6 protein-coding genes are annotated in these 15,476 nt (G+C 71.0%); 1 reads left to right on the forward strand and 5 read right to left on the reverse strand.

The features are described 5' to 3' along the window. The first annotated feature begins 181 nt into the window (after window positions 1-181). Window positions 182-1,387, forward strand: a complete 1,206-nt coding sequence (locus E3U25_RS16335; RefSeq protein WP_116222170.1) for a glycosyltransferase — start codon at window positions 182-184, stop codon at window positions 1,385-1,387. On the opposite strand, the gene E3U25_RS16340 is transcribed toward E3U25_RS16335, so the two are convergent. The 5 genes from E3U25_RS16340 to E3U25_RS16360 all read right to left on the reverse strand — a co-directional run bounded on the left by E3U25_RS16340 (window position 1,368) and on the right by E3U25_RS16360 (window position 15,440). Then, complete coding sequence (locus E3U25_RS16340; RefSeq protein ID WP_116222169.1) at window positions 1,368-1,991, reverse strand: 4'-phosphopantetheinyl transferase family protein; 624 nt, start codon at window positions 1,989-1,991, stop codon at window positions 1,368-1,370. The genes E3U25_RS16335 and E3U25_RS16340 overlap by 20 nt on opposite strands. Further along, window positions 1,988-6,625, reverse strand: a complete 4,638-nt coding sequence (locus E3U25_RS16345; RefSeq protein ID WP_116222168.1) for a MupA/Atu3671 family FMN-dependent luciferase-like monooxygenase — start codon at window positions 6,623-6,625, stop codon at window positions 1,988-1,990. Before E3U25_RS16345 ends, E3U25_RS16340 begins: the two co-directional genes overlap by 4 nt. Then, the gene (locus E3U25_RS16350; protein ID WP_116222167.1) at window positions 6,622-7,614 is read right to left on the reverse strand and encodes a glycosyltransferase family 2 protein; all 993 of its coding nucleotides are present in this window, start codon (window positions 7,612-7,614) and stop codon (window positions 6,622-6,624) included. Before E3U25_RS16350 ends, E3U25_RS16345 begins: the two co-directional genes overlap by 4 nt. Window positions 7,615-7,616: 2 nt before the next feature. Then, the gene (locus tag E3U25_RS16355) at window positions 7,617-13,916 is read right to left on the reverse strand and encodes a type I polyketide synthase (RefSeq protein ID WP_116222166.1); all 6,300 of its coding nucleotides are present in this window, start codon (window positions 13,914-13,916) and stop codon (window positions 7,617-7,619) included. 99 nt (window positions 13,917-14,015) lie between these two features. After that, window positions 14,016-15,440 (reverse strand): hypothetical protein, encoded by a 1,425-nt coding sequence (locus tag E3U25_RS16360; RefSeq protein WP_116222165.1) that lies wholly within the window; start codon window positions 15,438-15,440, stop codon window positions 14,016-14,018. Window positions 15,441-15,476 lie beyond the last annotated feature (36 nt).

Raw genomic sequence — 15,476 nt, forward strand, 5'->3', positions numbered from 1 at the left:
TGTACAAATCCTCAGAACAATAGTGCCAAAGAAACCGGAAATCGCTAGACAAACTTTGGTGCGTCTTGCGGTAATACGGCATATCCGCCCATTGTTCAGCAAAAATAGGCGCCAACCAGCCGAAATCTCGGGGCGATAACGGGGCGCAAGGGCTTTTCTTCATGGATTAGGGACCGTCAGCTTGCGAATCGGTTATTTGATCAATACCTACCCTCGCCCCTCGCACAGCTTCATCCGGCGGGAAATCGCGGCGCTTGAGAACGAGGGGCTCGAAATCCACCGATTCGCCATGCGCGGCGACGGCGGCGCGCTCAGCGATCCCGCCGACCTTGCCGAACATGCCCGCACCGAGCGGGTGCTGGAGGCCGGGGCCGCGCGGCTTCTGGCCGATCTGGCCGGACGCGGCGCGGCAAGCCCCGCGCAATTCGCCGCCGCCCTGCGGCTGGCGCGGCGCCGGGCGCGGGCCGGCGAAGGCAGCCTTGCCCGGCAGCTGATCTACCTGGCCGAGGGCGCGCGGGTGGCAGGCCGGGCACGGGCGCTGGGGCTTGCGCATGTTCACGCGCATTTCGGCACCAATTCGGCCAGGGTCGCCGCCTATGCGCGCCTGCTGGGCGGTCCGCGCTTCAGCTTCACCGTCCACGGCCCCGAGGAATTCGACAATCCCCAGGCGCTGGACCTGGGCGGCAAGCTGGCGCTGGCCGAGTTCTGCGTTGCCGTCAGCAGCTATGGCCGCTCGCAGCTTTGCCGCTGGGCCGCGCCCGGCGACTGGGACAAGGTCCATGTCGTGCATTGCGGCCTGGACCTGGCCCGCTGGGCCGAACCGCAGACCCTGCCGGCAGGCCCCTTCCACATGGTCGCCGTCGGCCGCTTTGCCGAGCAGAAGGGCTTCGGCCTGCTGATCCGCGCCTTCGCCCTGGCCTGGCGCCGCAACCCCGCCTTGCGCCTGTCGCTGGTCGGCGACGGCGAGCTGCGCCCGCAGGTCGAATCCCTGATCGCCGCCGAGAGCATGGGCAAGGCGGTCCGCCTGCTCGGCTGGCAGGACGAGGCCGGCGTGCGCGCCGCCATGGATGCCGCCCATGCCCTGGTCACGCCCAGCTTCGCCGAGGGCCTGCCGGTGGTCATCATGGAGGCCATGGCCTGCGCCCGCCCGGTGATCGCCACCTATATCGCCGGCATCCCCGAGCTGGTCCGTCCGGGCCTGGAAGGCTGGCTCGTCCCCGCCGGCGACGCCGCGGCGCTGGCCGATACGATGCTGCAAGCCGCCGAGGCTGCGCCCAACGCCCTGGCAGCCATGGGCGCCCGCGCCCGCGCCCGCGTCATGGAACGCCACGACATCCGCGAATCCGCCCGGCGGCTGGCAGCGCTGTTCAGCCGCGCCACAGGCTGAGCGCCAGCCAGCAGCCCGCCGCCTGCCCCCAGCGCCCGCCGATCAGCCGCTCGCCCATACAGGCGCGGAATCGCCGGGGTCCGACCACCGCCGGCACCGCGCGGAAATCCAGCATTTGGCCGGTCAGCGGATATTGCGCCTTGAACATCGCCTCCTTGGCGCAAAAGGCCAGCAGGGCATCCCCGGCGCCCTGCAGGCGAAAGGGCATGACCGTCTCGGCCAGGCCCTGCGGGACGGAGCGGTTGCAGGGTTCCAGATCGACGCCCACGCTGGCCCCGCCCGGCGGGGCGGCGATGGCGATGCAGTAATCGCCGCTATGCGACAGGCTGGCGCGCAGGCCCGGCGGCAAGTCCGGCTGGCGATCCGGCCGCGCCGCGATCGGCCGGCCGGCGGGCAGGTCGTGCCCCGCCTCGCGGATCGCCGCCCGCAGCGCCATGCGGCCCAGGGCGAACTCGCGCCGCCGCTTGGGAACGGCGCGGGCGATGGCCTCGGCCTCCTGGGGCAAAAGCGGCGCGGGCTCGACCGCCAGCGGCAGGACCGCGCAGCCGTAGCCCGCAGGCAGCAGGCGCCGGGCCAGCGCGTCGAGCGCGGCGGTCCCGCTCACCGCCCGCCGCGCAACTGCGCCCGCAGCGCCCGGCGCCGGGCCATGGCATCCTCGGCCGCCAGCACAGGCTCGGGCACCACCGCTGCCGGCGCCGGCGCGGGTGCGGGCGCCACCGGGGCGGCGACCGTGCCGAGCGGCGCCAGCGAAGCGACATGCTTCAGGAAATCCGCCATGACCGGGAAGCGGAAGATGTCCGTCACCCCCAGCCGCGGCAGCGCCAGCCGGTCGCGCATGGTCCGGTGCAGCTGGATCGCCAGCAGCGAATGCCCGCCGAGCGCAAAGAAATTGTCGCGCGGGCCGATCTGCTCGACGCCCAGCACCTCGGACCACAGCGCCTGCACCGCCTGCGCCAGATCCTCGGTCGGGGCGGCGCTTGCGGCGACAGCCGCAGCGGCGGTGGCGGCCTCGATGGCCGCCGCCGGCGCCGCCCCCGCCGGAGCCTGTGCGACGGCCCCCGGCACCGGCAGATGCTTGCGGTCGATCTTGCGGTTCGGCGTCAGCGGCATCTTCTCAAGCCGCAGGATCCGCCCCGGCACCATATGCGCCGGCAAATGCGCAAGCAGAGCCTCGCGCAGCGCCTTTTCGCACAGTTCGGCCGCGCCGGTGACATAGGCCACCAGCCGCTTGTCGCCGGGCACGTCCTCGCGCACCAGCGCCACCGCCTCGCGCACGCCGGGCAGGCTGGCCAACTGCGCCTCGATCTCGCCCAGCTCGATGCGGAAGCCGCGCAGCTTCACCTGGTGGTCGGCCCGGCCGATATAGTCCAGCCCGCCATCCTCGCGCCAGCGCACCAGGTCGCCGGTGCGATAGATGCGCGCGCCCCAAGGCGCGGCGCGATCCGCCGGCACGAAGGGATCGGGGCGAAAGGCCGCGGCGGTCAGATCCTCGCGCCGCCAATAGCCGCGGGTCACGCCATGACCGCCGATCCACAGCTCGCCCTGAGCGCCGGGGGGCACCGGCACGCCGTCGCCGTCCAGCACATAGACCTGGGTATTGGCGATCGGCCCGCCCAGCGTCACCGCGCCGCCGTCGCTCAGGTCGGCCACCGTGGACCAGATCGTCGTCTCGGTCGGGCCATACATGTTCAGCACCCGCGCCCGCGTCGCCGCCTTGATCTCGGCCAGCAGCGAGGGCGACAGCGCCTCGCCGCCCACCATCACGCATGTCAGCCCGGCCATGGCCGCCGCCACCTGCGGGTCCGAAACCAGGATGCGCGCCATGCTGGGCGTGCATTGCAGATGCGTCACCTTCCAGCGCCGGATCTGCGCCGCGATCGAGAAATCGCCCTCTTCGGGTTCGGCGCCATGCGGGTTCACCTCGGCCCGCAGCCGCGCCAGCAGCGGAAAGCCGGCCATCACCTGCTCGGGCGCGATGCCATAGTCGATCAGGCAGGCGATCTCGCCCACGCCGATGGCCTTCAGCTGCTCGACCCGCGCGATCCCGTCCTCGAGGGAACCGAACAGGCCCGAATCCTCGAAATAGCGCAGGAAGGCGAATTCCAGGATGCCGTCCAGCTCTTCCTCGGAGAGCGAGCCGAGGTCGATGGCCATCGGGTTGGTCATGCCAGCCGGGCGACGGAAGGCCGGGAAGTCCCAGGCATATTGCTTGACCAGCGCCGCGGCGCTCTTCAGGTAGTTCTTCATCGGCTCGCGGGCGATCTCGCGCGCGGTCTCGCGATCCTCGGCCAGGCAGGTATGCAGCATCAGCGTGACGGTGAAGCGCGCCGGATCATGGCCGGCCTCGCGCAGCGCGGCGTGGTAATCCTTGATGCGGCTTTCCACCGTGTCGATGCTTTGCCCCAGCAGGTGGGTCAGCACGTTCATGCCCAGCCGCCCGGCCTCGATCCAGGTTTCCGGGTTGCCGGCAACGGTCAACCACAGCGGCAGTTCCCTTTGCACTGGGCGCGGCTGCGTCACCACGCCGAACATGCTGCCGTCCTTGCGCGGGAACTCGACCGCCTCGCCGCGCCACAGCCGGCGCAACTGCTCGACGCCCTGGGCCAGCGCCGCCTTGTTGTTCGGCGGCGCGTTTTCCGGGCGCAGCACGAAATCGTCCGGCTGCCAGCCCGAGGCGATGGCCAGCCCCGCCCGCCCCGAGGTCAGGTTGTCGATCACCGCCCATTCCTCGGCCACGCGGGCCGGGTGGTGCAGCGGCAGCACGCAGCTGCCGGCGCGCACCGAGATGTTCTTCGTCACCGCCGCCACCGCCGCGCCCGAAACCGCCGGGTTCGGATAGGGACCGCCGAAGGCGTGGAAATGCCGTTCCGGCGTATAGACCGCGACGAAACCGTTCTGGTCGGCAAAGCGCGCGCCCTCCAGCAGCAGCTGGTATTTCTTCGGCCCCGGCCCGTCGTCGTTGCCCCAATAGAACAGGCTGAAATCCATGCCGCCCGAAACCTCGCGCCGCGGCTGGGCGGGGACCGAGGACACCGCCAGCCGCGATTCCTCGCCCGCGATCACCAGCCGAAGGCCGCGCGCCAGCGACCAGAAGATCTCCAGCACCGAGATGTCGAAGGACAGGCTCGTGACTGCCAGCCAGGCATCGCCCGGCCGGTGCGGGATCACCGCGTCCATGCCGGCGAAGAAATTGGCGACGTTGCGATGCTCGACCATCACCCCCTTGGGCCGGCCGGTCGAGCCCGAGGTATAGATCAGATAGGCCAGGTTCTGCGGCCCGACGGCGCTGACCGGCGCCGCCACCAGCCCATGCGGCAGGTCGGTCGGGATGCCCACCACCTGCGCGCCATGCGCCGGCAGCCGGTCGGCCAGCCCGTCCTGCACCAGCACCACCCCGGCCCCGCTGTCCTGGATGTAAAGCTCGATGCGGTCGGCGGGATAGTCCGGGTCCAGGGGCACATAGGCGCCGCCCGCCTTCCAGATCGCCAGCGCACCGATCACCAGCTCGGGCGAGCGGCGGGCGAACAGCCCGACCGGCTGGTCCGGGCCCACGCCCATCGCCACCAGCTTCGCCGCCAGCGCATTCGCGGCGCGGTCAAGCTGGCCGCGGGTCAGGGTGCGATCCTCGAAGGCCAGCGCCACGGCATCCGGGTCGGCCGCGGCCGTCTCGGCGATCAGCCCGTGGATGCAGGCCAGCCGCACCTCGGCCTGGGTGGCGTTGCGGGCGACCAGCAGCGCCTCGCGCTCATCCGCGTCCATCAGGGGGATGTCGCGCAGCGTGGTGGAGCCGGGCAGCGCCAGGCCGCCGTCCAGCGCGCGGGCCAGCCGCTGCGCCTGCGCGGGCGTGACGCGGGCCGGATCATGGTCCAGCCAGGCGCCGGTTTCGGTCAGGGTCACGCACAGCGCCGCATCCCGGACCGGGCCGCGGGCATCCAGGCTGATCGCCAGGTCCGGCGTGGCCATGTCGCGCAGTTCGGGCGCGCGGTGCAGCAGGTCGGCCATGAAGAAGCCGCGCCTGGCCTGTTCGGCGATCTGCCCGGCCAGCGCCTGTCCCAGATCGGCCAGCGTGCGCTCGCCCGGCGCCTCGACCGCCAGGGGCTGCCAGTCGGCGACGATCCCGGCCGCCTCGGGCTGGGCCGCGGGCCGCAGCGCCAGGTCGAAGGCGGCCTGCCCCGCCAGCCGCGCCATCAGCGAGGCGGCCAGCGCGATCCGCTCGGGCCCCGCGCCGGGCATCAGCTGCACGCGCTGGCTGGAACCGGAGCCCTCGCCCGGCAGCACCGCCGGGTTCATCCGCGCCAGCCGCGCCCGCCAGAAGCCGTCATGCTTCGCCGCCTGCCCGGCCAGGTCGGTCAGCCGCGCGGCCTCCTCGCTGGAAAGCGGCGGGATCACCGTGCCCACCGGGGGCAAGTCGCCGGCAAAGCGCAGCCGCACCGCCGCGTCCGCCGCCGCGATCAGCGCCGAGGCGCCGTCATGGGACAGCACCGTGCCGGGCGGGGCCACGGCGGGCTCGATGCCCTCGAAACCCGCGACCAGCAGCACGCGGTCGGCCAGCCGGACCTTGGGCATGGCCAGCGGGTTCCAGTAGCCGCCATGGTCAAGGCCGCGCACCAAGGCGCCAATGCGCGCCGCGGCAGCCGTGAAGTCCAGCACCGCCGCCGCCTCGGGGCGCTTGTCGCGGCCGACATAGGTCCGCTGCGACAGATCCTGGCGCTGCCGCTGCGGGCCGGCGCCCTCGAGCTGCGCGACCACATCGGCAAAGCTTTCGGCCCCGCGGGCAAAGCAGCGCGCGTTCAGCGTCAGCGCGGTGTCGTCCTCGCGGATCTCGAACAGGCGCTGGGTCAGGATGTCGCCCTCGTCCACGCCGCCCTCGATCATGTGCCAGGTGACGCCGTGCTGCGGCTCGGCACCGATGATCGCCCAGACCGGGGCGTTCAGCCCCGCCAGCCGCGGCAGCGGCCCGTCGTGGAAGTTGATCGCGCCCAACCGGCCGCGCGCCAGCATCTCGGGGCGCAGGATCGACAGGTTGGCGACGCTGAACAGCCAGTCGGCCGCGGGCGCATCGGCGGGCAGCGGCGCGTCCTGGTCCTCGACCGCCAGCCCGGCGCCCTGCGCCCAGTCGCGCAGGTCGGGATTGCGCGTCACCACGGCATTGATGCGATGCCCGCGCGCCAGCAGCGTTTCGGCCGCGTGGCGCAGCAAGGATTCGTTACCCACCAGAATCGCGGAAAATTGCGTCATGGCTTACCCTTTTCAACATGAACGGGCTTTGGTTGCGGGCGAAAGGCGTGGCGCGTCAGCTGCGCCAGATGGCCCGGCGGCCCATCCGGCTTGCGCCCCGACATAAGGCAGCGCAGGCGGAACACCCCCGCGCCCCCCAGATGGGCGACCGTGGCCCAAAGCGCACCCAGCCGCCCATGATGTTTCTCGAAATAGCGCCGCCGCGAATCGTACCAGTAATCCGGCGCGCGCTTCCATTCCTTCATGCCGGTGCTGACCGATCCGATATGCAGCACCAGGCTTTCGACGACGTAATGCGTCTGCCAGCCCGCCCGCGCCGCGCGGCGGCACAGGTCGGTTTCCTCGTAGTAGAGAAAGAACCCCTCGTCGAAGAGCCCGATGCGGTCCAGCACCGCCATGCGGATCATCATCGAGGCCCCCGCCGACCAGTCCACCCGTCCCGAGACCTGGGGCTGGGGCAGCGAGACAACCTTGCGGCTGAGCAGGCGCGAGATCGGCCCGGTGCGGCTCATCGATTCGAACTCGCCCAAGGCCGAGGGAAAGCGAAAGGCGGTGCTGTGCGGCATGTCGTCGGTGCCGCGCAGCCGCGAGCAGGCGATCCCGACCCGCGGATGCACGCCCAGGTAATCGACCAGCGCCCGGATCGCGCCGGGCTGCGGGATGGCGTCCGAATTGAGCAGATAGACCAGGTCGGCGCGGCGCCCGTCCGGCAGGCCCTGGCGGATGCCATGGTTGTTGCCGGCGCCAAAGCCGCCGTTCCAGCCCGATTGCACCACCGCGACGCGATCCGAAGGCCAGCCGCGCGCCTGCACGCCCGCCTGCATCCGTTCAAACGAACCGTCCCCGGAATCGTTGTCCACGATGATCAACCCGCCGTCGATGCCCTGCATTTCGCGCAATGCGGCCTCGGCGGCCTGCAAGGACATCTCTGGCGTGCGCCAGTTCAGCACGATGACATGAACGCTGGGCGGGGCTGCATCGGGGTCCATGGTCACTCTGCCGCCTTGATCCTTGCCGGGGCGTCCGCATCGGCATCGCGCAGGATCTCGCGCAGGACCGAGGCAAGGCGGCGCACGTTCGGCTCCAGCACCATGGAATCGTGGTCGCCCGGCACCTCGATCACCCGCAGGTCGGGCATCCAGGGCGTCCAGCCGTTGTCCTCGACCACATAGTCGCGGCCGGAATTGATCCAGCGCCCGCCCGTCACCTTCCAGCGCTTGTCGAGCGGCGGGCGGAACATCGCCACCGGCCCGTCCCAGACCGAAAGCCGCATCCGGGGCAGCGCCGCCAGGAAGGCCGCCTCGATGGCCAGGTCGTGGAAGGCGCCGGTCGCCTCGGCGCCGACCTCGGCCTCGACCGCCTTGGCCTTGCTGCGGCGCTGGAATTCATAGGCGACGCGGTCGCGCAGCCATTTCCAGACGAAGCCCGCGCCCCCCTCGCACAATTCGCCCAGGCGGATCATCAGCCGGTCCTTGCGGCCGACCGGCTCGCGCAGCGGCAGGGGCGTGTCGAGCATGACCAGCATCGCCACCTCCTCGCCCGCCGCGCGCAACTGCCGCGCCATCTCATAGGCGGTCAGCCCGCCGCCCGAGAAGCCGCCGATCAGATAGGGGCCGGTCGGCTGCACCTGGCGCAGTTCCGCGATATAGTCGCGGGCGGCCTCGGCGAAATCCTCATGCGGCTTGTCGTCGCCCAGCAGGCCGCGCGCCTGGATGCCCCAGAAGCGGCGATCCGGCCCCAGCCGCTGCGCCAGCTGGCGCAGGTTCATGATATTGCCGAACATGCCGGCGACCATGAAGAAGGGCGTGCCCTCGCCCCGCCCGCCCATGTCGACCAGGAAACGGAACCGCGGCCGGGCCGCGACCGGCAATTCGCGCACGTTGTCGGGCGAGACCAGCTCGCGCGGGCCGGTGCGTTCCTCGACCAGCGCGGCCAGCTGCGCGATGGTCGGCGCCTCGAACAGGGTCGAGATCGGCAGGTCGACGCCGAACGCCTTGCGCAGCTGCCCGAACATGCGCACCGCGATCAGCGAATGCCCGCCCAGGTCGAAGAAGCTGTCCGCCGCGCCGACCTGGGCAATGCCCAGCAGCCCGGACCAGATCGCCGCCAGTTCCGCCTGGATGCCCGGCGCCGGGGCGACGAAATCGCTGTCGAGGTCGGGACGCTCGAACCCGCCCTCGGCGGGCGCGGCATCCTCGACCACCCCCGCCTCGGCGATCAGAGCCGGCAGGTCCAGCGACGAGACATAGACCTGAGAAAGCCCGGTCGAGATCGCCCGGCTCAGCATCGCAGGCCCGATGGCGGCCGGGATGCCCTGGCTGATGTTGTGCTGCAAGCGGCGCTCGGCCGGGGACAGGCTGCGCGGCGGCTGGCTGCGCGCGGGCGTGGCGGCGATGGCCGCCGCCAGCTTGCGCAGGGCAAAGCCGCGGATCTCGGCGACGACCGTGCCGTCCAGCGCGGCCAGGGTGATGTCGAATTGCGCCATGCCCTGCGCATCGGTGTTTTCGCCCGCATTGCGGATGCGGCTGACCACCTGCGCCGGCAAGGGCGCGTAAAGCCGGATCGCGCCATAGCCCATCGGCACCCACAGGTTCTCGGGCGTCCAGCCCTTGATCAGCTGCATGGCCCAGCCGGTCGCGATGTCCATCAGCGCCGGATGCGCCAGCCATTCCCCGGCCTCGGCGGCGTATTCGGGCGCAAGCGACAGCTCCGCCACGCCCTCGTCGCCGGTGACGCGGAAGCGGCGCAGCACCTGCCAGCGCGGGCCGAACGCCATCCGGCCTTCCTGCGCCGAAGGCAGCGCCGCGCCCTGCCCGTCCCGGTCCCATGGCCCGCCGCCGGCCAGCGGCTCGGGCGCCGGTTCCTGCAAGCCCGCGACCAGGGCCGAGACATTCGGCTCGCCCTGCGGATCGTCCAGGATATCGATGCGCATGGCATCGCCCTCGGGCGAAACGCGGGTGCTGACCAGCGCGGTGTCGGAAACCAGCACCGGGCGGCGGAATTCCAGGTCGCGGATCGCCAGCGGCAGGCTCAGCCCGCATTCCAGCGCCGCCTCGGCCACCAGTTCGATCCAGCCGGTGCCGGGCATCAGCGCCTGGCCCTGGGCGGTCTTGTGGCCGCCGATGATCCAGTCCTGCATCTTCAGCGCGGTGCGGAACTCGCGCCCGCCCGGCATGGGCAGGCTTTCGTCCAGCAGCGGCCGCCCTTGCGGCACCGCCACGGCCGAGGCCGTGTCCAGCCCCATCGCCCGCGCCGCCATGCCGGCATCGGCCCAGACGCCCCAGTTGACCGCGACAACCCGGCCCAGCGCCTGCGGTGCCGAGCGCGCCACCGCGTTCAGGTATTCGTTGGCGGCGACGTAATCCGCCTGCCCCGCCGGCGCGATCGCCGAGGAGGTCGAGGAGAACAGCACCGTCAGCTTCGCGGGATTGTCCGCCAGCGCCTCGATCAGCGCGCGGGTGCCCAGCAGCTTCGGCGCCAGCACGTCCCAGGCCTCGTCGTCGGTCTTGGCCGCGATCAGGCTGTCGCGGATCACGCCCGCGGCGTGCAGCACCACGTCCAGGCTGCCGAAGCGCGCCCGCGTCTCGGCCACGGCGCGGGCCATGTCCTCGGGGCTGGTCACGTCGGCGCGGATCGCCAGCACCTCGGCGCCCAGCGATTCCAGTTGCCGGACCGAGGCCATGACGGCGGGCGAATCCACGCGGCCGCGCGTGGTCAGCGCCAGTTTCGCGCCGCCGCGCTGCGCCAGTTCGCGCGCGATGGCCTGGCCGATGCCGCCGAAGCCGCCGGTGATCAGGCAGGCCGCGCCCTGCGGGATGGCGGCCATGCCGTCATCCTCCAGCGCCACCCGCTCCAGGCTTTGTTCGAACCGCCGCCCGTCGCGCCATGCGGCGACGGCAGCGCCCGAGGGGGCCAGCGCCTCTTCCAGCAGGTTGGCGGCCAGCGCGTCCAGGCCCTTCGCCGGCAGGCGGATGTCCACCAGGCGGGCGCGGATATTCGGCATCTCATGCGGCATGACGCGGATCGGCCCGGCGGCGGTGGCCTTTTCCGGCACCGGGGCGGGTTCGTCCGCGACGCGCAGCGCGTCGTTGCAGATGGCGATCAGGTCCAGCTTTGCATCCGGCAGCTCGGCGCCGATGGCCTGGGCCAGGTGCAGCAGGCCGAAGAAACCGCGCTCCAGCTGGCTGTTGAGCAGGCTGGAGCCGGGGCGGAACTTAGCCCCCTGCGTCACCGACCACAGGTGCAGGATGCGGTCGGGCACCATGTCCTGCCCGGCCAGCGCGGCCAGCAGCATCTCATAGCCCTCGCGATCGGATTCGACCGGCAGCAGGAAACGGCCGTCGCCGCCCGCAACCGTCTTGTCGGCGAAGGTATCGCCCACCTCGACCACGGCGACGCGCTGGCCGCGGGCGCGCAGCGCCTCGGTCAGGCGCGCGGCAAGGCCCAGCTCGTCGGCAAAGACCAGCCAGGTCCGCGCGCCCTGCGCCACCGGCCCCTGCAGCCCGATCTCGATATTCGGCGAGGCGAGTTTCCACGCCGGACGCCAGCCCCAATCGGCGGGCGCGTCGATCCGGGCCAGTTCCGAGGCCGCCTCGGCCGCGGCATGGGTGGCGCGTTCGATGAAATAGCGCTTGCGCTGGAAGGCATAGCCCGGCAGCGACAGGCGCCGGCGCCGCGCGCCGCCCCAGACCTGGTCCCAGTCGATCTGCCCGCCGCAGGCCCAGAACCGCGCCAGGGCGCCCATGAAATAGCTGTCGTCGCTGGTCGCATGGTCGCGGTGGCGCAGCGTGGAAATCACCTGGTTGGCGGCGACCGCCGGATGCGCCTTGGCCATGGCCTGCATGGCGCGGCCCGGCCCGACCTCGACGAACACCCGCCCCGGCACCTGCGCCAGATGGGCGATGCCATCGGCAAAGCGCACCGTGCCGCGCAGATGTGCGACCCAATAGTCGGGGCTGGTCGCCTCGGCCGCGGTCAAGGGCTGGCCCGAGCGGTTCGAGATGATCGGGATCTGCGGCGCATTCAGCGGGATCGAGGCGAGATAGGCGCGGAATTCGGCCAGGATCCCGTCGAGCAGCCGCGAATGCGCGGCGATGGAGATGGCGATGCGCTGGCATTCCACCTCGCGCGCTGCCATGCGCGCGGCAAAGCGGTCCAGCGCGGCATCGGGACCCGAGACCACCGACAGGCCCGGCCCGTTCACCGCCGCCAGGTCCAGCCCCAGCTCGGCCAGCTCGGCCGCGAAATCCTCGGGGGCCAGCGGCACCGACAGCATGCCGCCCGCCGGCACCCGGTCGAACAGCAGGCCGCGCAGGCGCACCAGGCCGATGCAATCCTCGAAGGACATGACCCCGGCAATGCAGGCGGCGGTATTCTCGCCCATGGAATGGCCGATCAGCGCGGCGGGGGTCACGCCCCAGCTGATCCACAGCTGCGCCAGCGCATATTCGGTGATCATCAGCAGCGGCAGTTGCAGCGAGGGCTGCAGGAGCCGCCGGTCCGCCTCGGCCTCGGCCTCGGCCCCCGGCTCGGGCAGCCACAGCGCGCGCAGGTCGGCGCCATGCGCGGCCACCATGTGGTCGAGGCCGCGGTCCATCCATTCGCGGAACACCGGCTCGGTTTCGTAAAGCCCGCGCGCCATGCCGGCATATTGCGCACCGCCGCCGGGCAGCATGAACACCGCCTCGGCCGGGTCGCCGGCTTGCTGGTGGTCGAAGACCAGCAGCGGGTCGGGATCGGCCAGAAGCCGCGCCGCCTCGGCCGCATCATGCGCGACCAGCACGCGCCGGCGGTCGAACTGCCGCCGCCCTTGGGTCAGGGTAAAGGACAGGTCGGCCATGTCCACGGCCGAGTTGGCCGCCAGCCAGCCCGCCAGCGCGGCCGAATTGGCGTCCAGCGCCGCCTTGCTGCGGCCCGAGACGGCGATGATGTGGAACGGCCAGTCGGATTCCCCCGACGCCTCGGCCAAGGGCGGCTCTTGCACGATCACATGCGCATTGGTGCCGCCGACACCCAGCGAGTTCACCCCGGCGCGGCGCGGCCCCGGCACCGGCCAGTCCGACAGCCGGTCGTTGACCTGGAACGGCCCGCCCTCGAAATCGATGGCGGGGTTCGGCGCCTCGTAGCCCAGGCTGGCCGGGATCTGCCCGTGATGCACCGCCAGGGCCGACTTGATCAGCCCGGCGCTGCCGGCGGCGGTGTCGAGATGGCCGATATTGGTCTTGACCGAGCCGATGCGGCACGGCCCCTGCCGCGTGCCGTCCGAAACCCGCGCATAGGCCTGGTTCAGCGCCGCGACCTCGATCGGGTCGCCCAGCGCGGTGCCGGTGCCGTGGCATTCGACATAGCCGATGCTGTCCGAGGAAACCCCGGCCATGACCAGCGCCTCGGCCACCGCCTGCGCCTGGCCCTCGACGCTGGGGGCCAGGTAGCCGGCCTTGGCCGCGCCGTCGTTGTTGATGGCCGAGCCCTTGATGACCGCCCAGATATGGTCGCCATCGGCCAGCGCGTCGCGCAGCCGGCGCAGCGTCACCACCGCCGCGCCGCTGCCGAAGACGGTCCCCTGCGCGCGATGGTCGAAGGCATGGCAATGGCCGTCGGGCGACAGGATCTCGTTTTCCTTGTAGAGATAGCCAAGGCCATGCGGCAGCTCGATGGTCACGCCGCCGGCCAGCGCCATGTCGCATTCGCCCGAGTTGAGCGACTGGCAGGCCATGTGGATCGCCACCAGCGAACTGGAACAGGCGGTCTGCACGCTGATGCTGGGCCCCTTGAGGTCGAAGACATGGCTGACGCGGGTGGACAGGAAATCCTTGTCGTTGCCGGTATGGCGCAGCAGGAAATGGCCCACGCCATCGACCAGGTCGCGGTTCGAGCAGACGTTCCAGTAGTAATAGCTGCCCATGCCGCAGCCGGCCCAGACGCCGATATTGCCGGCGAAACGCTCGGGCGGATGCGCCGCATCCTCCAGCGCGTGCCAGCAGGTTTCCAGGAACTTGCGGTGCTGCGGGTCCATGATCGCCGCTTCCTTGGGCGAAAGCCCGAAGAACTCGGCGTCGAACTCGTCGAACTGCTCCAGCACGGCGGCCGAGGGGACGTAGTTCGGGTCCGCCAGCCGCGCCCGCGACTCGCCCCGCGCGATCAACTCGGCCTCGGGGATGCGGCGGATCGCCTCGACGCCCCGGCACAGGTTGTCCCAGTATTCGGCGATCCCCGCGGCCCCCGGCAACTGGGCGGCCATGCCGATGATAGCGATATCACCGTCTTCGACGGCGGGTTTGTCAAAGGCCATGCGGTGCCTCATTGAACTCGTGGAATGCCCCTGTGGGCAGCAATGACTTAACAACTGGCGCGCGTATCCGGCATAGCGAATCCCGCGCTTCGGACCAACCTATAAAACCGTCCGCAGGCCTGCCTTTTTAGGCAGAATCCGCTGGGCCGCCGGCAGATCGGCCGACTCGGCCGCGCCCTGCCGCAGCCGGCGGGCATTGCCCAGCAGCGCCCCGGCGGTCAGCCAGGTCAGCGGCGTCAGGGTCGCATTCGGGATCAGGTCCAGCATGTTCATCGCCAGCATCAGCGAGATCGCGCCAAGCACCACCATCTCGGCCTTGCGCGGCGGATGCCGGCCGCCCGGCATCGCCCGCAGCAGCGCCAGGATCGGCGTCAGCAGCAGCAGGAACTGCGCCAGGTAGCCGAAGATGCCCCGCGCCCCGATCAGGATCACCCATTGCCCGTCCGGGACCGAGGTCAGCCGGCCGTTATAGGGATCGTAGAACAGCGACCGCCCCCAGCCGCCCCAGCCGAAGGCCGGCCGCTCCATCGCGCGCTCCAGCAGCTCCTCTTCGTTCATCAGCCGGAACTCGAGCGAGCGCCCCCGCTCGGGCGAGATGGACATGGCCAGGTTGACGATGCCCTGCAGCGGCATCCACGGGGTGGTGCGCAGCGTCGGATAAGAGACGGCGGCGGTGGCCACCAGCGCCGCCACCAGCACCATCGTGCGCGGCCGCGCAAAGGCCACCAGCGGCGCCGCCATCAGCGATTGCACCAGCGCCCCCGCCGATTTGCACAGAAAGACGATGCAGGCCAGGTAGACCGCAATCAGGATGTTGCGCCGCGTCGGCTCGTTGCGGGCAAAGGCGATGGCGGCCAGGAAGGCGGTCATCGTCATCAGCGCCACCCACAGCGGATGCTCCAGGAAGACGATGGGGCGATAGCCGCCATAGCGGATGGTCTGGACGAAATCGTGCTGGAAATAGCCATAGACCCAAACGTTGATCTGCGGGCTCATCCGCAGTTCGATCAGCATGGGAACGGTATAGCACAGGACGCCCAGCAGCAGGCTGCGCGCCCATAGCTGGGCGCCCCTGGCATTCCACAACAGCTTGTAGCCCAGGAAGAAGGGCAGCAGCAGCAGCGTCTGCACGATCAGGTCGGCCACGCCCTGGCTGATCGACATGGCCGGCCGATAGTTGACGCCGTCGATCAGCGGATCGGGATTGGTCAGCGCCGACAGGATGGGCGCGGCGAAGTTCATCGCCAGAAGCAGCATCACCCAGGGCCCCATGGGCGGCGGCGCGGGCTCGTTGCGGGCGCGCTCCTTGGTGACGAAATAGACCATGATGGCAGCGGCCAGCGCCGGGACCATGTGTTTGTTCAGGCCGGGAAAGGCGGGCACGTCGATCTCGACCAGCTGCGGCAGCAGCAGGTAGCCGGCAAAGATCGACCAGATCATCGCCTGCGCCCGCTCCATGCGCTGGAACAGCACCGCCACCACCACCGGCCAGGTCACCAGCACCATGAAGGCCAATATGGGCATGGCCCGACTCCCGTCCCCGCCTTGTCGACCGGCGGT

The sequence above is a fragment of the Paracoccus versutus genome (assembly GCF_029909795.1).
In the GTDB taxonomy this organism is placed as follows: Bacteria; Pseudomonadota; Alphaproteobacteria; order Rhodobacterales; family Rhodobacteraceae; genus Paracoccus; species Paracoccus versutus.

Coding starts and splice junctions, on each gene's coding strand:
- E3U25_RS16350 (WP_116222167.1), bottom strand. CDS start 7,614: ATGGACCCCGATGCAGCCCCGCCCAGCGTTCATGTCATCGTGCTGAAC.
- E3U25_RS16355 (WP_116222166.1), bottom strand. CDS start 13,916: ATGGCCTTTGACAAACCCGCCGTCGAAGACGGTGATATCGCTATCATC.
- E3U25_RS16345 (WP_116222168.1), bottom strand. CDS start 6,625: ATGACGCAATTTTCCGCGATTCTGGTGGGTAACGAATCCTTGCTGCGC.
- E3U25_RS16360 (WP_116222165.1), bottom strand. CDS start 15,440: ATGCCCATATTGGCCTTCATGGTGCTGGTGACCTGGCCGGTGGTGGTG.